At 72.4% G+C, this 22,836-nt stretch carries 19 protein-coding genes; 6 read left to right on the top strand and 13 right to left on the bottom strand.

What is annotated here, in order from left to right; all coding sequences use genetic code 11:
- Window positions 1-68: 68 nt before the first annotated feature.
- Together ACP7TJ_RS12750 and ACP7TJ_RS12745 are read right to left on the bottom strand one after the other, a co-directional pair.
- Window positions 69-713, bottom strand: a complete 645-nt coding sequence (locus ACP7TJ_RS12750; RefSeq protein WP_093763867.1) for a dihydrofolate reductase family protein — start codon at window positions 711-713, stop codon at window positions 69-71.
- Window positions 714-778: 65 nt separating this feature from the next.
- On the bottom strand, window positions 779-1,942 hold the full coding sequence (locus ACP7TJ_RS12745; RefSeq protein ID WP_093763868.1) for a phospholipase D-like domain-containing protein: 1,164 nt from the start codon (window positions 1,940-1,942) through the stop codon (window positions 779-781).
- A gap of 179 nt (window positions 1,943-2,121) precedes the next feature.
- On the opposite strand from ACP7TJ_RS12745, the gene ACP7TJ_RS12740 reads away from it, so the two are divergent.
- Window positions 2,122-2,487, top strand: coding sequence for a four-helix bundle copper-binding protein (locus ACP7TJ_RS12740; protein ID WP_093763869.1), 366 nt, complete (start codon window positions 2,122-2,124; stop codon window positions 2,485-2,487).
- A 66-nt stretch (window positions 2,488-2,553) separates the two neighbouring features.
- On the opposite strand, the gene ACP7TJ_RS12735 is transcribed toward ACP7TJ_RS12740, so the two are convergent.
- Entirely contained in the window at window positions 2,554-3,801 is a 1,248-nt protein-coding gene (locus tag ACP7TJ_RS12735; protein WP_093763870.1) for an LCP family protein, read from the bottom strand.
- Window positions 3,802-3,920: 119 nt separating this feature from the next.
- Between ACP7TJ_RS12735 and ACP7TJ_RS12730 the strand changes: the two genes are divergently transcribed.
- Window positions 3,921-4,478, top strand: a complete 558-nt coding sequence (locus tag ACP7TJ_RS12730) for an acyl-CoA thioesterase (protein WP_167744877.1) — start codon at window positions 3,921-3,923, stop codon at window positions 4,476-4,478.
- A 136-nt stretch (window positions 4,479-4,614) separates the two neighbouring features.
- Here the strand turns inward: ACP7TJ_RS12730 and ACP7TJ_RS12725 are convergent, their stop codons facing one another.
- A complete protein-coding gene (locus ACP7TJ_RS12725; protein WP_427763205.1) occupies window positions 4,615-5,976 on the bottom strand; it encodes an LCP family protein in 1,362 nt (453 codons plus the stop codon).
- 243 nt (window positions 5,977-6,219) lie between these two features.
- On the opposite strand from ACP7TJ_RS12725, the gene ACP7TJ_RS12720 reads away from it, so the two are divergent.
- Window positions 6,220-7,260 (top strand): glycosyltransferase family 2 protein, encoded by a 1,041-nt coding sequence (locus tag ACP7TJ_RS12720; protein WP_093763898.1) that lies wholly within the window; start codon window positions 6,220-6,222, stop codon window positions 7,258-7,260.
- A gap of 67 nt (window positions 7,261-7,327) precedes the next feature.
- Here the strand turns inward: ACP7TJ_RS12720 and ACP7TJ_RS12715 are convergent, their stop codons facing one another.
- The 5 genes from ACP7TJ_RS12715 to ACP7TJ_RS12695 all read right to left on the bottom strand — a co-directional run bounded on the left by ACP7TJ_RS12715 (window position 7,328) and on the right by ACP7TJ_RS12695 (window position 14,945).
- Entirely contained in the window at window positions 7,328-8,902 is a 1,575-nt protein-coding gene (locus ACP7TJ_RS12715) for an LCP family protein (RefSeq protein WP_266546611.1), read from the bottom strand.
- Window positions 8,903-9,044: 142 nt separating this feature from the next.
- Complete coding sequence (locus ACP7TJ_RS12710; RefSeq protein ID WP_266546608.1) at window positions 9,045-10,703, bottom strand: LCP family protein; 1,659 nt, start codon at window positions 10,701-10,703, stop codon at window positions 9,045-9,047.
- Window positions 10,704-10,782: 79 nt separating this feature from the next.
- Window positions 10,783-12,552 carry an LCP family protein gene (locus ACP7TJ_RS12705; protein ID WP_167744880.1) on the bottom strand — a complete coding sequence of 590 codons (1,770 nt, stop codon included), beginning with the start codon at window positions 12,550-12,552 and terminating at the stop codon, window positions 10,783-10,785.
- Window positions 12,553-12,794: 242 nt separating this feature from the next.
- Window positions 12,795-14,003 (bottom strand): LCP family protein, encoded by a 1,209-nt coding sequence (locus tag ACP7TJ_RS12700; RefSeq protein WP_193460069.1) that lies wholly within the window; start codon window positions 14,001-14,003, stop codon window positions 12,795-12,797.
- A 180-nt stretch (window positions 14,004-14,183) separates the two neighbouring features.
- Complete coding sequence (locus ACP7TJ_RS12695; protein ID WP_427763201.1) at window positions 14,184-14,945, bottom strand: TIGR03089 family protein; 762 nt, start codon at window positions 14,943-14,945, stop codon at window positions 14,184-14,186.
- A 140-nt stretch (window positions 14,946-15,085) separates the two neighbouring features.
- Here ACP7TJ_RS12695 and ACP7TJ_RS12690 point away from each other — a divergent pair, with 140 nt between their 5' ends.
- Window positions 15,086-16,612: an N-acetylmuramoyl-L-alanine amidase gene (locus ACP7TJ_RS12690; RefSeq protein WP_427763199.1), complete on the top strand. Its 1,527-nt coding sequence runs from the start codon at window positions 15,086-15,088 to the stop codon at window positions 16,610-16,612.
- Window positions 16,613-16,730: 118 nt separating this feature from the next.
- A complete protein-coding gene (locus ACP7TJ_RS12685; protein WP_401407905.1) occupies window positions 16,731-17,813 on the top strand; it encodes a sugar phosphate nucleotidyltransferase in 1,083 nt (360 codons plus the stop codon).
- A gap of 85 nt (window positions 17,814-17,898) precedes the next feature.
- Here ACP7TJ_RS12685 and ACP7TJ_RS12680 read toward each other — a convergent pair whose 3' ends face one another.
- The 4 genes from ACP7TJ_RS12680 to ACP7TJ_RS12665 are packed head-to-tail and all read right to left on the bottom strand — an operon-like array spanning window position 17,899 to window position 21,792.
- A complete protein-coding gene (locus ACP7TJ_RS12680; protein WP_387752962.1) occupies window positions 17,899-18,903 on the bottom strand; it encodes a DNA-3-methyladenine glycosylase family protein in 1,005 nt (334 codons plus the stop codon).
- A 50-nt stretch (window positions 18,904-18,953) separates the two neighbouring features.
- Window positions 18,954-20,261: a coenzyme F420-0:L-glutamate ligase gene (locus tag ACP7TJ_RS12675; protein WP_093763890.1), complete on the bottom strand. Its 1,308-nt coding sequence runs from the start codon at window positions 20,259-20,261 to the stop codon at window positions 18,954-18,956.
- Entirely contained in the window at window positions 20,258-21,217 is a 960-nt protein-coding gene (gene cofD, locus ACP7TJ_RS12670) for a 2-phospho-L-lactate transferase (RefSeq protein ID WP_167744886.1), read from the bottom strand. The genes ACP7TJ_RS12675 and cofD overlap by 4 nt, the downstream gene beginning before the upstream one ends.
- A gap of 41 nt (window positions 21,218-21,258) precedes the next feature.
- Window positions 21,259-21,792: a cysteine dioxygenase gene (locus ACP7TJ_RS12665; protein ID WP_390923093.1), complete on the bottom strand. Its 534-nt coding sequence runs from the start codon at window positions 21,790-21,792 to the stop codon at window positions 21,259-21,261.
- Window positions 21,793-22,512: 720 nt separating this feature from the next.
- Here ACP7TJ_RS12665 and ACP7TJ_RS12660 point away from each other — a divergent pair.
- Window positions 22,513-22,776: a WhiB family transcriptional regulator gene (locus tag ACP7TJ_RS12660; RefSeq protein ID WP_006134669.1), complete on the top strand. Its 264-nt coding sequence runs from the start codon at window positions 22,513-22,515 to the stop codon at window positions 22,774-22,776.
- Window positions 22,777-22,836 lie beyond the last annotated feature (60 nt).

Genomic DNA, 22,836 nt, shown 5'->3' with positions numbered 1-22,836 from the left:
CCGCGGTCAGGCGGAGGAGGGCGTCCGGGGCTCCCGGGCGCCCTCCCGCGTCGTCCGGCCCGCCGGGGTCACCTGCGCCAGAACAGATGGTGCGCCACCCCGCTCGGGCTGGGCACGACCTCCAGGTGGTACCGGTCGAGCAGGTCCTCCGGGGAGTCCCACAGGCGCAGCCCGGAGCCCAGCTTCACCGGCGACACCGCCACGTGCAGGGTGTCCACCAGACCGGCGTCGAGGAACTGCCGCACGGTGGTGACCCCGCCGCCGAGCCGGACGTCCTTGCCGTCCGCCGCCTCCCGCGCCAGCTCCAGCACCCGCTCCGGGTCGCCGTCCACGAAGTGGAACGTGGTGTCGGACAGCGTGAACGACGGACGCGGGTGGTGGGTCATCACGAACACCGGCGTGCGGAACGGCGGCTCGTCCCCCCACCAGCCCCGCCACTCGTGGTCCTGCCAGGGCCCGCGCTGAGGCCCGAACTTGTTGCGCCCCATGATCTCGGCGCCGATGTTGTTCCTGAAATCACGGGTGAAGTAGTCGTCGAGGCCCCGGGTCCCGCCGGGGTCGGTGCGGTTGGGCCAGCTCGCGGTCGCCCCCGCCCAGGCGAACATCCTGCCGGGGTCCACATGGCCGAAGGGGCGCTCGAGGGTCTGGTCCTCGCCCGCGCCGATCCCGTCGGCCGAGACGTTGAAGTTCTGCACGCGCAGCAGCTGAGGCACTGTCTCTCCTGACATCGGTGACAGTGGGTGGACTTCCCGGACAGGGGGAACTCATCGCCGCCGGCTCACAGGAAACGCCGGATCGGGGTGACCGCCGCCTCCGCCAGACGGGCGCGCAGGGGGCGGCGCCGCCAGCGGACCGGGTCGACCGCCTCGCTCTGCTTGCGGTCGGCGTCGAAGTCGGCGTCGAGCTGCGCGGTGAAGTCCTCGTCGAGGACGGCCAGCATGACCTCCTCGTCGTGTTCCAGCGAGCGGCGGTTGAAGTTGGTGGAGCCGATCAGGGAGCAGACGCCGTCCACCGTGATGATCTTCGTGTGGAGCATGGTCGGCTGGTACTCCCGCACCTCCACGCCCGCGTCCACCAGTGTCTGGTAGTGCTGCCGTCCGGCCAGCAGACAGGCGCGCTGGTCGGTGTGCGGGCCGGGCAGCAGGATCTGCACCTCGACGCCCCGGCGGGCGGCGGCCGCCAGCAGGTCGATGAAGTACACGTCGGGCGCGAAGTACGCCGTGGACAGCCGGAACCGCTCCCGCGCCGAGGTGATCATCACCCGCAGCAGGGTCTGCATGTCCTGCCAGCCGAAGCTGGCCGAGCCCCGGACGACCTGGACCGTGGCGTTGCCCGGCTGGTCCTGGTCGGTGAAGCGGTCGTACTCGTCGTACAGCTCGTCGTGGCACTCGGCCCAGTTCTGGGCGAAGGCCGCCGCGATGCCGTCCACCGCCGGGCCCCGGACCCGCACATGGGTGTCGCGCCACTCGTCGGGGTTGCGGGCGTCGCCGCACCACTCCTGCGCGATGCCCACCCCGCCGGTGAAGGCGGTGTGCTCGTCGGTGACCAGCACCTTGCGGTGGCAGCGGTGGTTCTGCCGCATCGGCGACAGCCGGGTGGGCTTGCGGAACCACGCCACGTGGACGCCGGCGTCGTCCATCGCCTTCAGCAGCCCCGGCTCTATCTCCTTGGCGCCGAAGCCGTCCAGCAGCAGGCGCACCCGGACGCCGGCACGGGCCCGTTCGGCCAGCGCCTCGGCGAACTCCCGCGCGATGTCGCCCCGCCAGTAGACGAACGTCATCATGTCGACCGTGTGCTCCGCGGCGCGGACCGCCTCCAGCATCGCCGGGAAGATCTCGTCGCCGTTGCGCAGCGGCACCAGTTCGTTGCCCTCGGTCGCCGCGATGCCGATGAGCCGTTCCAGCCGTCTGCGCAGCCGCTGCCGCTCCGTCTGTGTCGTCATGGTCCTCTCCCTGTCCGTCCCGCCGATCGCCCCCTCGGCGCCGCGGTCACGGGCACCACCCTTCGGATTGCCGCTCCCGGCCCGGCCAAGCAACGTCCTGTGGTGGTCATGGACACAGGGGCGTAGGACGGGAGGTGCGAGGACCGAACGCCGGCCCTCGCCGTCCCCTGGGAGGAGCCATGACCCAGCAGCAGCCGGCCACGGAACCGCTGAGCAAGGAGATGCAGGACTGCATCCAGGCGTGCATGGCCTGCCACGGTGTGTGCGAGGAGACCATGAGCGCGTGTCTGCGGACGGGCGGCGAGGCCCAGACGCGGATCATGCGGGCGCTCCTGGACTGTTCGGAGATGACCCGCGTGTGCGCGGACATGATGATGCGGCGCTCGCCGCTGCACAACGAGATGTGCATGATGTGCGCGCAGGCCTGCGACCTGTGCGCGGAGGCGTGCATGTCGATGCCGGAGGACGAGCTGATGACGCGGTGTGCCGAGTCGTGCCGCCGCTGCTCCGAGATGTGCCGCGCGATGGCGGGCGCCCCGATGTGACGGACGCCGGACACAGACGAGGGCGCCCCCGGCGGGGCGCCCTCGTCGCGGTGACCGGCAGCGGCGTCAGTCGCCGGTGACGGTCACCTTCTCGTCGTTGTTCAGCTGGTTGACCAGCTGCTTCACCTTGTCCTTGTCCCACAGCAGGTTGCCGCCGCTGGAGCCGGCGAGCGGCATGTTCATCGACGTGCCCTCGCCGCCGCTGACGCCCTTCATCGACCAGAACATGTCGGCCAGGTCGAACAGCCCCATGTCCTTGTCGACGATCAGGGAGTCCAGGCCCGCGCCCATGGTCGGGTAGAGGCGGAACGGGTTGAGCACCGTGCCCGGGGTGGCCACCTGGTTGGCCAGGGCGGACAGGAACTTCTGCTGGTTCTTCGTGCGGTCCAGGTCGGAGCCGGCCAGCGCGTAACGGGTGCGGACGAAGGCGAGCGCCTCCTCGCCGTTGAGGGTCTGCTTGCCCTTCCTGAAGTCGGCGCCGGACTTGGTGTCCTTGATGTCCTGCGGGATGTCGATCTCCACGCCGCCGGCTGCGTCCACGATGTTCGCGAAGCCGGCGAAGCCGATCTCCACATAGTGGTCGATGTGCAGACCGGTGTTGAACTCCACCGTGCGCACCAGCAGTTCGGGGCCGTCCTCGGCGTACGCGGCGTTCAGCTTCACCTGGCGGCCGGTGCCCTGGTAGGTCTTCCCGGACTCGGAGCCCTTGAAGGTGGGGATCTCCACGTTCGAGTCCCGGGGCAGCGATATCAGGGTCGGGCCGTTGCTCCCGGTGTGCAGGATCATCATCGAGTCGGTGCGCTTGCCCTCGGAGGAGCCGGTGCGCAGCCGCTTCTTGTCCTCGTCGGACAGGCCCGCGCGGCTGTCGGAGCCGACGATGAGGTAGTTGGTGCCCTCGCCCTTCTCGGGGCGCTCGATCACCTTCGACAGGTCGACCTCCCGGTTGAGCTTGGAGTCGGCCCAGAAGTACGTGGCGACGGTGGTGACCAGCAGCACGGTCACCAGGGTGATCGCCGTCCACTTGACACGACGCCGCCAGTCCGGCGCGGGGCGCTGCGGGCCGTAGCCGTCACCGCCGCCGCGTCCGCCACCGCCGCCGTACACCTGGCCGGTGTTGTAGCCGCTGTCGTAGCCGCCGTCGACGTAGTGGGGCTGCTGCGGCACCCCGCCGTAGGCGTCCTGCCCGGGAGGGGCCGGCCGACCCCGCCGCACCTGCCGCATGACGCGGGCGCTCTCAGGTTGTGCGCTCGCGCTCCCGCGTCCGTAGCGGCCGCCGCGGTTGTCGTCGGACCATGCCTCGGGCCAATCATTCATGGCAGACAGTGTGCAGGTCCGCAGGGCCGGCGGTACAAGGGTCGTCGGAAAATCAGGGCGGCGCTGTTGCGAAGCTGACACAAAACAACCGCTTGTCACCTCGGCATAAGGTGGAGGCCATGACAGACCAGGCCCCTGCCGCGCAGACGGACAGTCCGGAGATCCCGGGCAAGCCCGTCTCGGCGTCCCGCACCACCCTCAGCCACATCATGACCCACAACGACACCAATCTTCTGGGCACCGTGCACGGCGGGGTGATCATGAAACTGGTCGACGACGCGGCGGGCGCCGTCGCCGGCCGGCACTCCGGAGGGCCGGCCGTGACGGCCTCCATGGACGAGATGGCGTTCTTCGAGCCGGTCCGCGTGGGTGACCTTGTTCACGTCAAGGCCCAGGTCAACTGGACCGGCCGGACCTCGATGGAGGTCGGGGTGCGGGTGCTGGCCGAGCGCTGGAACGAGTCCACGCCGGCGACGCACGTCGGCTCCGCGTACCTCGTCTTCGCCGCGGTCGACGCCGACGGCAAGCCGCGGCGGGTGCCGCAGGTACTCCCCGAGACGGACCGCGACCGCCGCCGCTACCAGGAGGCGCAGATCCGCCGCACCCACCGGCTGGCCCGCCGCCGCGCGATCCTGGAACTCCGCGAGAAGCGCGCGGCAGAAGGCTTCGACGACTGACGCCGCCCCTTCCCGGGCCGCCCTCGTGCGGACGCCCCCGAGCCCCGGAACGGGTCCGGCTCCCGCCCCGGGCGCCTGTGGCACCGCTCGCTCGCCGAGCGCCCCACGAAGCGCCGGCCGACCGCCGGGCGGGAGGTCAGGTGCAGGTGACCTCGTCGCCGCGGACGATCCCGAACTCTCCCTGGCCCGGGTCCTTCGGGCGGACCTTGCGGACCTTCTCGAAGTCGGCGCCCGCGATGACCTTCAGCGTCGGGCCCTGCCCCTTCACCGGGCGGAGTTCGCTGCCGGGGAGGGCCGCCGCGAGGGACTTCGCGGAGCGGTCCCAGCGGGGGTCGTAGGCGACGACCGTGCGCCGGTGGTCCTGGCGGCCGGCGTTGACGGGCGCCTTGGTGGTGGCGAAGCCGGTCGCCGCCAGCGCCCCGTCCACCCGCCGGCCGAGGCCGGGCGTGCGGGTGCCGTTCTCGACCTGCACCCGGATCTGCTTCGGATCGACCGGCACCCGCAGCGCAGCGCCTGCCGAGGGCCGCGTGGACAGCGGCTCGTCGCGCCGCAGCGCGTCGAAGATGTGCTCGGACTTCTCCGGGTCCCACTTCAGCGTGGAGCCGATGCCCTTCACCACGTGCCCCGGCGTCACCACGGGCACGGTGGTGAACTCCGACGACGACGGCGAGAAGTTCCGCATCGCCCGGCCCAGGTCGAGCAGCTCGCCCGTGCCGAACCCCTCGTCCGCGCGGACCGAGCCGAGCACCGCGCGGGTGACGTCCCGGAACCGCATCGGGTTCCACAGGATCCCGGACGAGGTGGCCCGCTCCACCAGCGCCGCCAGGAAGTGCTGCTGCCGTCGCATCCGGCTGAGGTCGGACCCCGCGTCGACGTACCGGGCACGGACGTACTGGAGGGCCTCGCCGCCCTTCAGGGTGTGCCGGCCCGGGGGCAGGTCGAGCCCGCTGTGGCTGTCCTTCAGCCGCTGGTCGGTGCAGATCTCCACGCCCCCGACCACGTCGACCGTCTTCATGAAGCTGGCGAAGTCGACCTCCAGGTAGTGGTCGATCTTCACCCGGGTCATCTTCTCCACCGTCCGGACGGTGAGCTGCGGCCCGCCCTCCGCGTACGCCGCGTTCAGCTTCAGCGGGTGTCCCTTGTGCCGCTGCCCGCTGACCCGGTCGGTGTGCGGGGGCGTCTCGGCGTAGGAGTCGCGGGGCAGGCTGACGACGCTGGCGCGGTCCCGGTCCTCCGAGATGTGCACGATCATGATCGTGTCGGTGCAGTGGCAGGGCGCCCCGCCGAGCCGGTACCGCTCCCGCTCCGCCCTGCCGATGCTGTCCCGCCCGTCCGTGCCGACCAGCAGGATGTTCATGCCGTGCCCGGCCCTGGGCCGGTTTTTCATGTCGCGGAACGGGTCGACCCGTGCGATGTCGTCGTCGAGCCCGCTGAGCACCGCGTGCCCGATCCCGGCGGAGGCGAGCACCACGACCGACAGCGCGGTGACCGTGCGCATGACCCACCGCGGCCGGCGGCGCGGGGGCGCCGGCGGGCGCGGGGCCGGCCGTGGCGGCCGCGCCGGGCGCCGGTCGGGGTTTCGGGGCCGGGGGGAGCGCGGCGGCGTGGGCAAGGGGGGCACCTCCGGACGACGGCCGAGCGTGGAATCGTGAGCACCGTAGGCCGATACGATCTGCGGCCCTCCGCACAGCACCCCGGCACGCGCAACCGTGTCCCCCGTTCGCGGTAACGTGAGGCCCCTATGAACGCCAATCCCGACGTGCGGCCCCCGGCCGTTTCCGTGATCATGCCCGTCCTCAACGAGGAGCGGCATCTGCGCGGCGCGGTCCGCGCGATCCTCGCCCAGGAGTACGCCGGCGAGATGGAGGTCGTGATCGCCCTCGGTCCGTCCACGGACCGCACGGACGAGATCGCCGCCGAACTCGTCGCCGAGGACCCGCGGGTGCACACCGTGCCCAACCCGACGGGCCGCACCCCGGCCGCCCTCAACGCGGCGATCAAGGCCTCGCGCCATCCGATCGTGGTCCGCGTCGACGGCCACGGGATGCTCTCCCCGAACTACATCGCCACCGCCGTACGCCTCCTGGAGGAGACCGGCGCGCAGAACGTCGGCGGCATCATGCACGCCGAGGGCGAGAACGACTGGGAGCGCGCCGTCGCCGCCGCGATGACCTCGAAGATCGGCGTGGGCAACGCCGCCTTCCACACCGGCGGCGAGGCGGGCCCCGCCGAGACCGTGTACCTGGGCGTGTTCCGGCGTGAGGCGCTGGAGCGGCAGGGCGGCTACAACGTGGAGTTCATCCGCGCCCAGGACTGGGAGCTGAACTTCCGCATCCGTGAGGCGGGCGGGCTGATCTGGTTCTCGCCCGAACTGCGGGTGTCGTACCGGCCCCGCCCGTCCGTACGGGCGCTCGCCAAGCAGTACAAGGACTACGGCCGCTGGCGCCACGTGGTGGCCCGCTACCACTCCGGCTCCATCAACCTGCGCTACCTCGCGCCGCCGACCGCGGTGTGCGCGATCGCGGCCGGCCTCGTGGCGGGCGCGGCGCTCACGCCGTGGGGCTTCGTGATCCCCGGCGGCTATCTCGCGGCGATCGTCGCGGGCTCGATACCCGCCGGCAAGGGCCTCCCGCTGAAGGCGCGGCTGCAGATCCCGGTGGCCCTCGCCACCATGCACATGTCGTGGGGCTGGGGCTTCCTGACCAGCCCGCGCTCCCTGGCGAAGAAGGTCATCGCCTCCCGGCGGCCCGCCGTCCAGGCGGAGGACGCCAAGGCGGCCTGACGCCCCGTCCGCCCGTCACCCCGACGTCCGAAGGCCCCTCCCCGCACCGGGCAGGGGCCTTCGCGCCTCACCAGGTGAAGGCGGGGCTCACATGCATGCAGGCCTTGTCGTCCGCGCCGTTGAGCGCCTGCGCCGACTCGGGCGTGGTGTCGTCCTCCTCCGGCGCCTCGTACCGCGTGCCCTCGCGCCAGTCCGCGCCCACGACGAGCGTCACGCCGGACACGTCCGTGGAGCGCTTCACCGCGTCCGCCGGGATGCCGAGGACCGCGGCGACACGGCGGGCGTCGCCCTCCAGGTCGGCGCTCGGGTAGCGCACCACGGTCCGCTCCTCGGTGTACGCGCCGTCGGTGTCGGCGGTGGCGCTGGTGAAGCCCTTCTCCCGCAGCTCCCCGGTGATCGCGGAGGCCCGGCCCGGGGCGGGCGCGAGGGTGTCGGTGCGGGTGCCGTTGCGGACCTGCACGGCGATGGCGGCGTCGTCCGCGGCCGGGTCGGCGGGCGGCCTCTCCACGGCAGGCTTCGGCTTGGCGTCCTTGCCGTCCAGGGCGATGTCCTCGCGCACCAGCCGGAACAGCTTCTCGGCGTCCTCGGTGGGCTCCACGCGGGCGCCCACGTACCGGTTGGGCATCGTGGTCATGGTGATGCGCTCCGGCTTCACCTTCCGCAGCTCGGTGCTCAGGTCGTACAGCTTCTTCACCGTGTCGAGGCCGGGGTCGACGGTGAGCGCCCGGGTGGCCTCCTCGGCCAGCCGGCGCAGGTTGTTGGGGCTGCTCAGCGTGGCGTTCTCCCGCAACTGCCGGGCCAGCGAGTTCATGTACATGTGCTGCGCCTTGGCCCGCGCGAGGTCGCTGCCGTCCTCGAAGCCGTACCGGGTGCGCAGCCACTGCAGGGCCTGCTCGCCCTTGACCGGGTGGGTGCCCTTCGGCAGCTTCAGCCCGGAGCCGTGCCCCTGGCCGTCGCGCGAGTGGATGTTGGCGTCGACGCAGACGGGGACGCCGCCGACCGCGTCGGCCATGGCCACCACGCCCGCGAAGTCCACCATGACGAAGTGGTCGATGTGGATGCCGGTCAGCTCCTGCCAGGTGGCCACCGTGCAGCCCGGACCGCCGTGCCCGAGGCTCTGGTTGGCCATGACCCGGCCCTCGCTCGCCGGGTACACCGTGCCGTCGTCCGGGTCGGTGCACTTGGGGATGTGCAGCAGGGTGTCGCGCGGCATGCTGATCACCGACATGTTGCTGCGGTCCGCGGACAGGTGCACCAGCATCTGCACGTCCGCCAGCGGCGTCGAGCCGAACGTCTCGCGGGCGCCGCCGAGTTTCTGGTTCTCCTCGCTGTCCCGCGCGTCGCTGCCGATCAGCAGGATGTTCAGCGGGGTCTGGCCCGCCGCGTTGGGCGTCGGCTCGGCGACCTTGCTGTCGCCGAGGTTCAGCGGGTCCTTCTTGATGTTGTCGTTGAGCTGCCGGTAGTACAGGAACCCCGCGCCGCCGGCCGCGAGGACGAGCAGCGCGAGCACCGCGGCCGACCAGGTGAGGATCCGGTGGAAGCGCCGCGGACGCGGGACCGCGCCGTCGGCGGGCGGGGCGTCGTCGGGAGCCGGCGCGAGCTCCTCGTCGCGGGCCGTCTCCCGCGTGGCGTTCTGTGTCACTGCCCCGTCCTTCCCACCCCTGGAAACACCTCGCTCCGGCGCGCAGGCCCCGCCCTGCGTCCTGTTAGACGCACGACGGGCCCGTCAGTTGCCCCGGGTTTTCCCTCGATTTCCCCAAGGGGTGGCGGCGGCCCCGCGGGCGCTACCAGCGGTACGGCGCGTACACGTCCATGCAGGCGCCCTTCTCCGCCGCGCTGAGGGCGTCGGCGTCGTCCGGCAGGTCGCCTGCCTTGGGCGGCTCCGGCTCCGGGTACGTCCCGCCCTCCCGCCAGTCCGCGCCGACCACCACGGTGACGCCGGAGACGTCGGCCGACCGGCGGACCGAACTCACGGGGATACCAAGGGACTTGGCGACCCGCTGGGCGTCCCCCTTGAGGTCGTCGGCCGGGTAGCGCACCACGGTGCGCTCCTCGGCGCCGGCGGCGGAGGTGTCCGGCGCGGCGCGGGTGAAGCCCTGCGCGGCCAGCTCCCCGGCGATCGCGCTCGCCCGGCCGGAGACCGGGCCCTCGGTCGCGGACCGGGTGGCGTTCCGCACCAGCACGCCGATCTCGTCGTCGGGGGCGGACGGGTCCGCGGTGCGCTCCTCGCGGGACGCCTTCCCGCTCCCGCCCGCACCGCTCTTCGCGCCCTTGCCGCCCTTGTCGCCCTTGTCGTCGAACGGCACGTCGTCGCGGAGCAGCGCCCAGACCTGCTCCGCGTCGTTCCCGGCGGGCAGCAGGTGGTTGGCGTTCTGCGGGTCCGGGACGGTCGGCAGGGTCGTCATGGTGATCCGGTCCGGCGGCACCGTCCTCAGCTGCATCGCCAGGTCGTACAGCTTCTTCACCGACCCGATCTCCTCGGAGACCTGGAGCGACCTGGTGGCCGCCTCCGCGAGATCGGTGAGCCGGCCGGTGTCGGTGAAGACGTTCTGCCCGCGCAGGGTGCGGATCATCGAGTTCATGTACATCCGCTGCGCCCGGGTGCGCAGGACGTCACTGCCCCACGCGTGCCGGGTGCGCAGCCACTGCAGGGCCTGCACGCCCTGCACCTTGGTCTTCCCCGCCCGCAGCTTCAGGCCCGAGCCGCCGGGCACGCCGGGCAGCGGCCGGTCCCACACGTTCTGCCGGACGCAGACCTCGACGCCGCCGACCGCGTCGGCCATCCGCACCACGCCCGCGAAGTCGATGGTCATCCAGTGGTCGACGTAGACACCGGTGAGGTTCTCCCAGGTGGCGAGCGTGCAGCCCGGACCGCCGCGCCCCAGCGAGGTGTTGATGATGTCGTTGGTCGCCGGGTACGTCGTCCCGGTCTCCGGGTCGGTGCACCGGGGGATGTCCACGCGGGTGTCGCGCGGGATGCTCACCACGGCCGCGCTCTTCCGGTCGGCGGCCAGGTGGATCAGCATCTGCACGTCGCCCAGCGGCGGGTTGCCGCGGTTGGCCTTGCCGCCGCCGAGGGCGACGTTGGCGTCGGAGGCGCGGCTGTCGGAGCCGATCAGCAGGATGTTGAGGGGCGTCTGCCCGGCCGCGTTCGGCGTGGACCGCTCCGCCTTGGAGTCGCCGCTGCTGCGCTCGCCCTTCACCAGGTTGTCGTTGAGGTGGTCGTAGTACAGGTAACCGGCGCCCGCCGTGCCGAGTATCAGCACGGCCAGGGTCGTCGCCGACCAGCGCAGGGCGCGCCGCGTCCGTCCGCCGCGCGGTCTTCCGCCGCCGTCGCCCTCGGGGGCGGGCGGTCCCTCGGGACGGCCCTCGTCGGACGGGCCGGACCGGCGCGGGGCGCTGTCCTGCGCCGCCCCCTCCTCGTACACGTCACTTCGCGTCATCGTGCGGTGTCTCTCCCACCCCTGGACATGGACGGGCCCGTCTGCGCCCCGTAGGACGCGAGACGGGCCCGTCAGGTGCCTATTCGGCGCACACGACCTTGTCCGCCGTGGACTTCTTGATGTCGTCCGGCGCCTTGTCCGGAGGCGTGAGCGAGACGCCCGCGCCCTTGAAGTCCTTGCCGAGGGTCAGTGTCATCGCGGGCACACCCTGTGAGTTGGTGACACTCTCGCCCGGCTTCAGCGCCGACGCGGACAGGCCCATGATGTCGGCCAGCCGGCGCGCCTGGTCCGCCTGGTCGGGGGCGTACTCGAGGGTGGTCTTCGCCAGCTCCGCGGGCGCGTTGCCCGCGTTCTCCGACTTGCTGACGCCCTCGTCGACCTGGAGCCAGCTCAGGGTCGACTGGGCGCTTCCGGGGGGCGCGCCGCCGTTGAGGATGCGCACCCGCACCTCGGACGCCGGGGCCTTCTCGCCCTTCAGACGGGCGGCGACGGCGGCCTTCTCCTTCTTCTGCTTCTGCTTGACCTCGGTGAACGACACGTCGTTCCGGATGAGGTCGAAGACCTGCGGCGCCTTGGACTCGTCGAGCACGACGGTCGCCTTGACCTTCTCCGCGGGGTTGTCGATCACCGGGATCGTCGTGAACGTCAGGTTCTTGACGTTCAGTTTGCCCAGCTCCAGACCGAGGTCCTTGAGCTTGTTGATGCTGTTGAGCTGGGAGTCGACGGTGAGCGCCTTGGTGCCCGCCTCGGCGAGCTTGATCATCTTGGACGGGCTGGTGAGCGTGTCGTTCGACTTCAGCTCGCGCATCAGCGAGCTGAGGAACTGCTGCTGCAGCTCGATCCGGCTCAGGTCGCCGCCCAGGCCCACCGAGTGACGGGTGCGCACGAACGCCAGCGCCTCCTCGCCCTCGATCCTGTGCGTGCCCTTGGGCAGGTTCAGGTGCGAGTCCGGGTCGTTGATGTCCTTGCCCAGGCACACCTCGACGCCGCCGACCGCCGTGGTCAGCGTCTTCACCGCGTTGAAGTCCGCCACCATGAAGTTGTCCGGCTTGATGCCGGTCAGCTCGGTCACGGTCCGCATGGTGCAGCTGGGCGTACGGCCGCCCTGCCCGAGGCTGGTGTTGAAGCGGGCGCCGACGGAGCCGGGGATGACCTTCTCGCTGCCGTCCTCCTGCTGGGTCGGGCAGTCCGGGATGTCGACTATGAGGTCGCGCGGGATGCTCAGCGCGGTCGCGTTGGAGCGGTCCTTCGACACGTGCAGCAGGATCGTGGTGTCGGCGTGACCCGCGCTGCCCTTGTCGCCGTAGCCCTCGTTGCCCGCGCCGGTGCGCTTGTCGGTGCCGATCAGCAGGATGTTGATGGCCTGGTCCTTCTTGAAGCCACCGGTGCTCGCGCCGTCGTCCGACACGGACGTGATGTTGTCGTTCAGGTGCTCCAGGTACAGATAGCCGCCGACACCCGCGGCGAGCACCAGGAAGGCCACGGTGCCGCTGCCCCACAGCAGCACCTTCCTGGCCTTCTGGTTCTTCTTCGCCGGCCGGCGCCCGCGGCGGCCCGCCGGAGACTCCTCCTCCTGCGCACCCCGGCGCCGGCGCTGCGGCGGCACGTCCCGCCCGGGCGTCTCACGCCCGGGGGAGGCGCGGCCGGGGCGCTCGGGCGCCTGGTCGGGCGACGCCGACCGGCCGCGTGTATTTCCCGCACCCGGGTTCCGCGGCCCGCGCGGGGCCGGAATGGGTGACTGCGGTGCGGAAGGGCTCAGTCGCAGTTCGTATTCGCCGGTGGTCGGATTGAGTACCCACTGGTCTGCGGGATCGATGTTCTCTCCCCGCCCACGGCCTTGCGCGTCCACGGTCGCTCGAATCCTCCGTCGGGGCCACGCGGCGCCTTTCCCCTCCCAGGCGCTCGGGTCTCGGTCACACAGTGCGGGAACTCAGGACGGACCTGAAGGAACGGACGCACCGGAGGGCTCACACTAACGGGCCGGATCGGCCTCCGGCGACGCCGGTGACGAATTCCACGCCCTCACAAGGGGCAATCCGCCCATTTCCGTGGACAGGAGTTCGGAGTCTGGGAGTTGCCTTTGAGTTTCCTTTACGCGCAGGTGTCCTCGGCGGCGGTGTTCCCGGAGAACGCGGGCGCCGGGGACGCGCTGTCCGCCGGGGCCGTCGTTTCCTTTTCCGTGGCCTTTCGCTCACTGTCGGTATCCACGCGTACGGGTTCGTCCTTGCGCAGCCGCTCGAACAGTTTCCCGGCGGCGGGCTGGGCGAGTTGATCCCGATTCACGTCCCCGGCGTAGGACTCCCTGGGCACGGTGAGGAATTGCACCCCTTCCGCGGGGATGTCGCGAAGCCCGCGTACGAGTTCGTACAAACCACGCAAGCTGGCGAGTTCGGGGTCGGTGGTGAGGGACGAGGTGGCCGCGTCCAGAACGGGATAGAGCTTCACCGGATTCAGCAGGATCCCGTTGCTGCGGACCTTGTTGACCAGCGCGCCGAGAAACCGCTGCTGGCGCTCGATGCGGCCGGTGTCGCTGCCGTCCCCGAGGGTCTTGCGGGCGCGGACGTAACCGAGGGCCTGTTCCCCGTCGAGGGTCACCCGCCCCGCCGGCAGGTGCAGGTGGGCGTCCTCGTCGTCGATCGGCTCGCTCAGGCACACCTCGACGCCGTCCACCGCGTCGACCATGTCCTTGAACCCCTTGAAGTCGACGACGACGTGATGGTCCACGCGGATGTCGGTCAGCTTCTCGACGGTGCGGACGGTGCAGGCCGAGCCGCCCACCTCGAAGGCCGCGTTGAACTGCGCGAACATCGGCGCGGAACGCGATCCGTCGGGGCGGCGGCAGTCGGGCACGTCCACCATCAGGTCGCGCGGTACCGACACCGCGGTCGCGCTGCGCCGGCCCGCCGACAGATGCAGCAGGATCACCGTGTCCGAGCGCTCGGTGCCCGGGTCGCGCCCGTAGCGGCCGTTCTCCGCGCCCGCGCGCGAGTCCGACCCGATCAGCAGGATGTTGAGGGCGTCCTTCACCAGCGCGGTGGGCCGGTCCTTCTCGAACCGGGCGAGCTCGGCCGCCGCCGCCTCGTCCGGGGTGATGTTCCCCTCCAGCTTCATGTACACCGCCCACCCGGCGGCCGCGGCGCCCACCAGCGCGAGCGACACCCCGAGACCGACGCCCCACACCCACCGCCTGCGGCGACGGCGGACCGTGCCGCGACCGCTGGGCGAGGAACCGGCGCCCGGGCCGACGGGACGCCCCGTCGCCCCTTGTCCCTCGGGGGGTATGCCTGCGGTGTCGCTCATGCCGGGTCCACCCCCTCACTGCGTACGGGCCGGGACGCGTACGGGTGCGGGCTGCTCGGTGCGTGCCGCTCGGGTGCGTGCCGCTTCCTACGACTGTGGCCCGCGCCGGGGAGGGGTGGGGGGTGCTGCTGCGCCGAACGGGTGAGGCGGTCCGTGGCGGCCGGGGTGGTGACCCGCGGGTCAGCGGGAGATGACCGTGACCCGTTCGCTCTCCACCCGCTTGTCCAGGGCGTCGGCGCCCAGCCGGTCGAGGTGGCGGCACAGCACCACCGATCCGCCGGTCGCCAGCGGCGCGAACAGCCCCGCGTTCAGTCCCTCCCAGGTGTCGTACGGCAGCCCGGAGAGGATGCGCGAGCCCGGGCCGGTCAGTCCGAGGTCCGGCGCCTCCGCGCGGGCCCGCTCGACGACCTCCGCGCCCGAGAACTCCCTGCCCGCCACGATCAGCGCCGGCTCCTCCGGGTCGACGGGCGCGTACGGCACGAACCGGTCGCCCTGCCCGGGCACCTCCACGGCATAGTCGGCGAAGCCCTCCGGCGGCTGCGGGAAGCGCCCGCCGAGCGGCCGCAGCGCCAGCGCGACCCGCGGGCCCGAGCAGGCGCGGGCGGCCTCCAGCGACTCCGGCTCCGGGCCGCTCACCACCACGTCCGCCGCGGACGGGTCGCCGCCGACGTCCGCGATCACGCCGACCGACGCGCAGGCCAGCAGCCACACCGCGGTCTGCCAGTGCGCGGGCAGCAGCAGGGTCACCCGGTCGCCCGGTTCGACGGACAGCTCGTCCTGGAGCAGGTTGGCGGTCTTGGCCACCCAATTGGCGAAGGTGGCCACGGACAATTCGACCCGCTCGCCCGTGGCGTCGTCGTAGAAGGTCACCAGGGGGCGTCCCGGGTCCGCGGCGAGCGCGGAACTCAGCAGGTCGGCAGGGGTGCGGTCGGTGGCGTTCACCCGCGCAAGCGTACGCGGCCCCCGCCGGGCGCACCCTCCGTGCGGGCCCTGCGCGGGCCACCGGTTCGGGGGAACGGCGGTCGACGGACCGTCATATGAGCAATGGACAGATTTGTCTGCTTCTGTCCAAGCTCAGGGGCATGCGTGGAATTCTTGCTTCCTCAATCGGCGTCACCTGCGCCGCGGCCCTCGCCCTTCCCCTCGCCCCGCCCGCAGCCGCGTCCGCCAGGACGCCGGCGCCGGCGGCGGACGTGGCCACGCGAACCGCGGAGACGGCCGACGCCCGAGCCGATGTCCCCGGCAGCACCCAGTCGCTGCCCCTACGGCCCCTCACCCACGACCGTGCCTCCGGCGCCGTCCTCGGCCTGACGCCCCGGACGGTACGGACCTTCTCCCTCCTCGGCGTCGTCTGGGACGACCCCTCCGCCGACCTGCACGGCCGCGTGCAGGTCCGCACCCGTGCGGCCGGCACGGGGGAGTGGACCGACTGGCAGGACGTCGAGACCCACTACACCCAGCACGGGGCCGACCCGGACTCCCCGGAGGCCGCCTCCGGGACGGTGCGGGGCGCCACCGCGCCGCTGTGGGTGGGGGAGTCGGACGGGGTCGAGGTGCGGGTGCTGCCGGAGCCGGATCCCGGTGGGCACGGCGAGCACGGTGAGCAATCCGGTGAGCGCGGTGAGCCGGAGGACGCCGGTCCTGCCGACACGGGGTCAGGTGGGGGGCCGTCAGGTGGGGAGGGCGCGGGTGACGCGGACGAGGTGTCCGCCCTGCCGGCCGGGATGCGCCTCGATCTGGTCGATCCGGGGGAGGCCGGGCCCGAGGAGTCCGCGGAGCCGGCGGAGGGCGCCGAACCCGCTGAGGGCGCCGAACCGGCCGAGCCCGCCGAGATCCCCCGTACGGGCGTCATGACCGCCGCGGCGAAGGCCGCCTCCGCCGCCAACTCCACCCTCGTGCCGCTCGGCGCCACCGAGATCCCCTCGCTCACCGCCGAGAAGACCCGGGAGGAGCTCGTCTCCCTGCGCGGCCCCGAACTGACCGAGCAGCAGCAGGCCAAGCCGTACATCGGGCCGCGCCCCGCGATCGTCACCCGGCGCGGCTGGAGCGCGGACGAGAGCCTGCGCGAGGGGAGCTTCGTGTACACGAGCACGGTCAAGGCGGCCTTCGTGCACCACACCGCCTCCGGCAACAACTACTCCTGCTCGCAGGCGCCTTCCCTGATCCGCGGCTTCTACCGCTACCACACCAGGAGCCTGGGCTGGCGGGACATCGGCTACAACTTCCTCATCGACAAGTGCGGCCGCATCTACGAGGGCCGGGCCGGCGGCGTGGCCAAGCCGGTGAAGGGCGCGCACACCATGGGGTTCAACTCCAAGACCACCGGCATCGCCGTCATCGGCTCCTACGGCTCCAAGAAGCCCTCGTCCAAGGCGGTGAAGGCCGTCGCCCGGCTCACCGCCTGGAAGCTCGGGCTGCACGACAGGAACCCGAAGAAGAAGACATCCCTGACGTCCGGCGGGGGCAACCTGTACGCGAAAGGCACGAAGGTGAAGATGAAGGTGATCTCCGGTCACCGGGACGGGTTCAACACCTCCTGCCCCGGGGGGAAGCTGTACAAGAAGCTGAGCAGCGTGCGGTCCAAGGCGGCCACGTACCAGGGCCGCTGAGGCGGCGGCCCACCACGGGGGCCGGGGCCGGCCGCTCCGTTTCTGCCGGGGACCGTCTGCATACACTGGCCGGCCGAAAGACGGTTCGGCCGGTCCCGGCAGGAAGCAGAGACGACAGGTGACAGAAGCGATCCTCCTGGTCGGCGGCAAGGGCACGCGACTGCGCCCGCTCACGGTGCACACGCCCAAGCCCATGGTCCCGGCGGCCGGGGTGCCGTTCCTCACGCACCAGCTCGCGCGGGCGCGCGCGGCGGGCGTGGAGCACATCGTCCTCGCCACGTCGTACCTCGCCGAGGTGTTCGAACCGCACTTCGGTGACGGGTCGGCGCTGGGGCTGCGCATCGAGTACGTCACGGAGGAGGAGCCGCTCGGCACGGGCGGCGCCATCCGCAACGCCGCCTCGCGGCTGCACTCCGGGCCGGACGAGCCGGTGCTGGTGTTCAACGGGGACATCCTGACGGGGCTGGACATCAGGGCGCTGGTGCGGACGCACGAGACGTCGGGGGCCGACGTCTCGCTGCATCTGACGCAGGTGACCGATCCGCGGGCGTACGGGCTCGTGCCGACGGACGGGACCGGGCGGGTGCTGGCCTTCCTGGAGAAGCCGCAGACGCCTGAGGAGATCGTCACCGATCAGATCAACGCGGGGGCGTACGTCTTCCGGCGGTCGGTCATCGACACGATTCCCGCGGGGCGGGTGGTGTCGGTCGAGCGGGAGACGTTCCCGGGGCTGCTGGCGGCGGGGGTGCACCTTCAGGGGATGGTCGACTCTACGTACTGGCTGGACCTCGGCACGCCGGCGGCGTTCGTACGGGGATCGGCGGACCTGGTGCTGGGGAAGGCGCCGTCGCCGGCCGTGCCGGGGCGGTGCGGGGACCGGCTGGTGCTGCCCACGGCGAGAGTCGCGCCGGACGCGAAGCTGGCGGGCGGGACGGTGGTGGGCGAGGGGGCGTTCGTCGCCGAGGGCGCCCGGGTGTTCGGCTCCACGATCCTTCCGGGCGCGGTGATCGAGCCGGGGGCGGTCGTCACAGACTCCCTGATCGGGACGCGGGCGCGGGTGGGGGAGCGGGCCGTCCTGACCGGGACGGTCATAGGGGACGGGGCGGTGGTCGGCGCCCACAACGAGCTGCGGGAGGGCGTGCGGGTGTGGTGCGACGCGAGAATCCCCGCCGGGGCGGTGCGGTTCTCGTCGGACCGGTAGCGGGACCGAGGCCCGGACCGCGCGCAGTACACGTACCCGTGCAGCACACGTGCCGTGCCGCACACGTACCGCACCGCACGGAGTGCTAAAGGCTCGCGATGTCCCCGTGCGGCATACGGGGCGCCCGCCGCGCAGGCGTCCTCCCGCTCAACAGGATCAACCGCACCGCACGGTGCCGCTGCCCCGCGTAGGGCTCCAGCAGCGACAACATGACGGAGTCATCCGCATCGCGGTCCCCCGCCAACGCCCACCCCACGATCCCCGGCAGATGCAGATCCCCGACGGTCACCGAGTCCACCGCCCCATGACTCCGCTGCACCGTCTCCGCCGACGTCCACGGCCCGATCCCCGGCACCAGCTCCAGCCGCGCCCGCGCCTCCTCGGGCGGCATACGGGCCGCCTCCTCCAGCCGCGCGGCGAGCCGCACCGCGCGCAGCACGGTCGAGGCGCGCTTGTCGTCGACGCCGGCGCGGTGCCACTCCCAGGACGGGATCAGCGCCCAGGCGCGCGGCGCCGGCATCACCGCCATCCGCTCGGGCGCGGGCCCGGGCGCGGGTTCGCCGAACCTGCGGACCAGCAGCCGCCACGCCCGGTACGCCTCCCCGGTCGTGACCTTCTGCTCCAGGATCGACGGGATCAGCGACTCCAGCACCAGACCGGTGCGCAGCAGCCGGAGCCCCGGGAGGCGGTGATGGGTGAACGCCAGCAGCCGGTGCCGGGGCACGAACGCGGACGGGTCGTCGGCGGCGCCGAGCAGTTCGGGGAGGCGGTCCAGCAGCCAGTCGGCGCCGGGACCCCACGCCTGGCCGCGGATCGTGTCGTCGTGCCGGCTCACCCGGAGGGTGCCGGGGCCCACGGGTGTCAGGCTGGTGCGCCACGCGGCGCCGTCCGGGGTCGTGCGGAACGTGGGGTCGCCGGTGCCACGGCGCAGCGGGCCGAGGACGAGGCCGAGGTCCAGAGGGCCGTCCGGTACCCAGGTCCGGGTCCGGGGTGAGGCCGGCGCGCTGCGCGGGTCCCGTGGCGACGGCATCGCGACATGGCCGCCGCGCACGGTGGTCCGCGTCGGGCGGGGAGCGAAGCGTCCGGCCACGAGAGTCCCTGGGGTGAGAGTGAAGAGCTCCTACGAGGGTAGGGCCTCGCTCACCGCACCTCGATGAAACCGGCGGCGTCGCGCTCGGGGCGGGGGCGCGGGTCCTCGGCCGGGTGGCCCACCGCGACCGCGCCCATCGGGTCCCAGTCCGCGGGCAGGTCCAGCACCTCACGGACCACGTCACGGCAGAACATCGTCGACGACACCCACGCCGAGCCGAGCCGCTCGCCCGCGAGGGCCACCAGGAAGTTCTGCACCCCCGCGCCCGTGGCGACGACGAACATCTCCCGCTCCGCGCCGTCCCGGCGGGCGTCGCCGTAGTGGTGCGAGCCGTCCATGACCAGACAGGGCACGACCAGGTACGGGGCGTTGCGCAGGACGTCGCCGCGGCGGATCCGCCGGGCGATGGACTCCTCGGACTTGCCGTCCCGGCGCAGATCCGCGATCCAGGCGTCGCGCATGGCGTCGAGCAGACGGGTGCGGGTCTCGGGGGATTCCAGGAGGACGAAGCGCCAGGGTGTCGTGTGGTGGGGGGCGGGCGCCGTCACCGCGGCGGCCACCGCGCGACGTACCGCCCCGGGGTCCACCGGCTCGTCCGTGAAGGACCGCACCGTACGGCGCTGGGTCACCGCCTGGCGCACCGCCTCGGACGTGCCCAGGCGGAACATGTCGTCGCGCGCGCCGCGGACCAGCGGGCGGGCGCCCTCGGTGTCGTCGGGGGCCGTCGTGTGCGGCAGGCCGCGGACCACCGCCACGGGGAGCCCCGCGGCCTTGCCCTTGACCAGGTCGCCGGCGGCGGCCAGCTCGTCGGCCGTGGCGACGACCGTGGCGGCGAGCGGGTTGCCGTGCGCGTCGGTGCCGCCGCGCAGGTCGTCCAGCACACGGACGCCCGCCGCGCCGATCGCCACATCGGTCAGACCCGCCCGCCAGGGGCGGCCGAAGGTGTCGGTGACGATGACGCCGACCTCGACGCCGAGCGTGTCGCGCAGGCCCTCGCGGATGGTGCGCGCGGAGGCGTCCGGGTCCTCGGGGAGCAGCAGGACCGTGCCCGGGGCCGTGTTGGAGGCGTCGACGCCGGCGGCGGCCATGACCAGGCCCTGCCGGTTCTCGACGATGCGCAGGGGGCCGCGCCGGGCCACCACCCGCACGGTCTCCGCGTCGATCGCGGCCTCCCGGTCGGCGGCCTCGACGATCCGGCCCTCCGCCTTGGAGACGATCTTCGAGGTGACCAGGAGGACGTCGCCGTCGGCGAGGTCGGGTGCGGCGGCCGCGATCAGCTTGGCCAGGTCGTCGCCGGGGCGGACCTCGGGCAGGCCGGGGAGGGCCCAGACCCGGAAGGCGGGGTGAGCCTCGCTCATGCCGTACGGACCTCCTCGGCCAGGGCCAGCGCCTCGCGGGCCATCCCCGCGGCCGCGTCCACGTCGGTCATCATCAGCGGCACGGCCCGGCAGCGGATGCCCGCCGCCTCGACCCGCTCCACGCTCGCCGCGTCCACGGTGTCCACCAGCCAGCCGTCCAGCAGCCCGGAGCCGTAGTGCTCGGCGACCGCGGCCGCCGTGGACTCCACGCCGACGGCGGCGAGCACCTTGTCGGCCATGCCCCGCACCGGCGCGTCCCCCACGATCGGCGACAGGCCGACCACCGGCACGCCCGCGTCGGCGATGGCCTCGCGGACGCCGGGGACCGCGAGGATGGTGCCGACGGACACCACCGGGTTGGACGGCGGGAAGAGGATCACGTCGGCCTCGCCGATCGCCTCCAGGACGCCCGGGGCGGGCTTGGCCTGCTCCGCGCCGACCGGCACGACCGCCTGGGCGGGCACCGAGGCCCGCAGCCGCACCCAGTACTCCTGGAAGTGGATCGCCTTGCGCTCGCCGTCCAGCTCGACCGCCACGTGCGTCTCCACGCGGTCGTCGGTCATGGGGATCAGGCGCACACCGGGCTGCCAGCGGTCGCACAGCGCCTCGGTGACCGCGCTCAGCGGGAAGCCCGCGCCGAGCATCTGGGTGCGCACGATGTGCGTGGCGAAGTCGCGGTCGCCGAGTCCGAACCAGTCCGGGCCGACGCCGTAGGCCGCGAGCTCCTCCTTGAGGTGGAAGGTCTCGTCGCTCCGCCCCCAGCCCTGCTCCTCGTCGATACCGCCGCCGAGCGTGTACATCACCGTGTCGAGGTCCGGGCAGACCTTCAGCCCGAAGAGGTGGATGTCGTCCCCGGTGTTGCCGATGACCGTGATGTCCGCGTCCGGCACGGCCCGCTTCAGACCGCGCAGGAAACGGGCACCGCCGATGCCGCCTGCCAGAACCACAATGCGCATGGGGCCATCCTCGCAGGCCGCTACGACATCGCGTCAGCCAGTCACCGGACCGTTGCCGGTCGTGCCTCGCAGTGCGGGGCGGCGGGGGAGGCGGCGGCCGGGCGGAGCCGGGACGCGGGACGCATCGGCATCTCGGTCAGGCCCGGGTGGTAGACGTGCAGGCTGACCGCGGGGTCCAGGGTGTCGTTGACGACGTCGTGCGCGTAGCCGGGCGCGAAGACCCTCTGGTCCCCGGCGCTCAGCACGCGCGTGCCGCGGTCCGTGCGCTCGGTCAGCGCGCCGTCCAGGACGGTGAGCACGCCGGAGGAGCGGCCGTGGTCGTGCGGTCCGCTGCCCTGGCCGGGCACCCAGGAGAGCAGCCACACCTCGTAGCCGGGTCCGGTGCGCAGCCGGTGGTACCAGCGGGTCGTGGCGTCGTAGCGCACGAGAGGTTCCCACTGGGCGCGGTCGGCGGCGATGGCGCGGGCCAGGCCGGCGAACTCGGCCACGGTGGACGGGTGTTCACGCTCGGGCTGGAGCAGGTGCGGGACTTCGAGGATGTCGCCGGCGATCTGGAGGTCGCTGTCGCTGTTCATGGGGTACGGAGGTCCTCGGCGCGATGAGGCGGGGCGGTGGGGGTGTCGCCGCGCGATGGCCCGGGTCGCGGGCGGGCGGCAGTGGGCGCCCCGGTGGGAGCGGATTCAGCAGGCGGAGGCCGGGTCCGGCAGGGACGCGGCGGCGGGAGCGCGGTGGCTCAACAGCCGGTACAGCGACAGCTACAGCGAGCGCGGGCAGCACCGAGGAACCCGGCGGAGCGGGTCGAGGTGAGTGCCGGATTCGCGAGCATGCCCACAAGGAGAGCGGTTCACACCCCCGAAGTCAACTCGACGCCCGGTATGTGGGACCCGGTTCACCTCATCCGGTTCATCTGACAGATGAAAGGTTTGCTCAGCCGGTTGCCGGGACACAAGGTGCGCACGGCCGGGCGCCCCGTGCGCCGTTGCGATCCCGTGATCCGACTGTGATCCGGATCGCCGCGGCAAGGGGTGTCGGAACGAGATCGATCCTCTGGGCGTCCTCCCTTGTGAGGCTCTGTGGGGGCCGGACGCCCTCGCGGGTCCCGTACGTGTGTCAAGGTTTAGGGTGATTTGAACACTTTCCGCTCGGCCTTGGTTCCGCAGAGTGAATAAGGGGCCCAATAGCAGATCTCGGCTTGACTCGCCCGGAGCAGCACACTTGTAATTTCACTCGTGTCGTTCAGCCGGAATCGGTAACGGCTACATCACGGGGACGCGAAGGACGGACGAGGGGCGCACATGACCGAGCTGGTGCAGCAACTGCTGGTCGACGACGCGGACGAGGAACTCGGCTGGCAGGAGCGCGCGCTGTGCGCCCAGACCGACCCCGAGTCCTTCTTCCCCGAGAAGGGCGGCTCCACCCGGGAGGCCAAGAAGGTTTGCCTCGCCTGCGAGGTCCGCTCCGAGTGCCTCGAGTACGCCCTCGCCCACGACGAACGCTTCGGCATCTGGGGCGGTCTGTCCGAGCGGGAGCGCCGCCGTCTCAAGAAGGCCGCCGTCTGACGCGCACCGCCCCGGGCGCCGCCCGGCGCACTCCCGATATACACATGCTTCTTCGTGCAA

Source organism: Streptomyces sp. DSM 41931 (assembly GCF_050271085.1).
Classification (GTDB): Bacteria; Actinomycetota; Actinomycetes; order Streptomycetales; family Streptomycetaceae; genus Streptomyces; species Streptomyces albogriseolus.
This window is presented reverse-complemented; position numbering and strand designations above follow the sequence as displayed.

Bases quoted from the DNA above. Each gene is read 5' to 3' on its own strand.
- ACP7TJ_RS12710 (WP_266546608.1), bottom strand. From the start codon at position 10,703: ATGACGCGAAGTGACGTGTACGAGGAGGGGGCGGCGCAGGACAGCGCC.
- ACP7TJ_RS12725 (WP_427763205.1), bottom strand. From the start codon at position 5,976: ATGCGCACGGTCACCGCGCTGTCGGTCGTGGTGCTCGCCTCCGCCGGG.
- ACP7TJ_RS12730 (WP_167744877.1), top strand. From the start codon at position 3,921: ATGACAGACCAGGCCCCTGCCGCGCAGACGGACAGTCCGGAGATCCCG.
- cofD (WP_167744886.1), bottom strand. From the start codon at position 21,217: ATGCGCATTGTGGTTCTGGCAGGCGGCATCGGCGGTGCCCGTTTCCTG.
- ACP7TJ_RS12700 (WP_193460069.1), bottom strand. From the start codon at position 14,003: ATGAGCGACACCGCAGGCATACCCCCCGAGGGACAAGGGGCGACGGGG.
- ACP7TJ_RS12720 (WP_093763898.1), top strand. From the start codon at position 6,220: ATGAACGCCAATCCCGACGTGCGGCCCCCGGCCGTTTCCGTGATCATG.
- ACP7TJ_RS12745 (WP_093763868.1), bottom strand. From the start codon at position 1,942: ATGACGACACAGACGGAGCGGCAGCGGCTGCGCAGACGGCTGGAACGG.
- ACP7TJ_RS12740 (WP_093763869.1), top strand. From the start codon at position 2,122: ATGACCCAGCAGCAGCCGGCCACGGAACCGCTGAGCAAGGAGATGCAG.
- ACP7TJ_RS12675 (WP_093763890.1), bottom strand. From the start codon at position 20,261: ATGAGCGAGGCTCACCCCGCCTTCCGGGTCTGGGCCCTCCCCGGCCTG.
- ACP7TJ_RS12665 (WP_390923093.1), bottom strand. From the start codon at position 21,792: ATGAACAGCGACAGCGACCTCCAGATCGCCGGCGACATCCTCGAAGTC.
- ACP7TJ_RS12735 (WP_093763870.1), bottom strand. From the start codon at position 3,801: ATGAATGATTGGCCCGAGGCATGGTCCGACGACAACCGCGGCGGCCGC.
- ACP7TJ_RS12690 (WP_427763199.1), top strand. From the start codon at position 15,086: ATGCGTGGAATTCTTGCTTCCTCAATCGGCGTCACCTGCGCCGCGGCC.
- ACP7TJ_RS12660 (WP_006134669.1), top strand. From the start codon at position 22,513: ATGACCGAGCTGGTGCAGCAACTGCTGGTCGACGACGCGGACGAGGAA.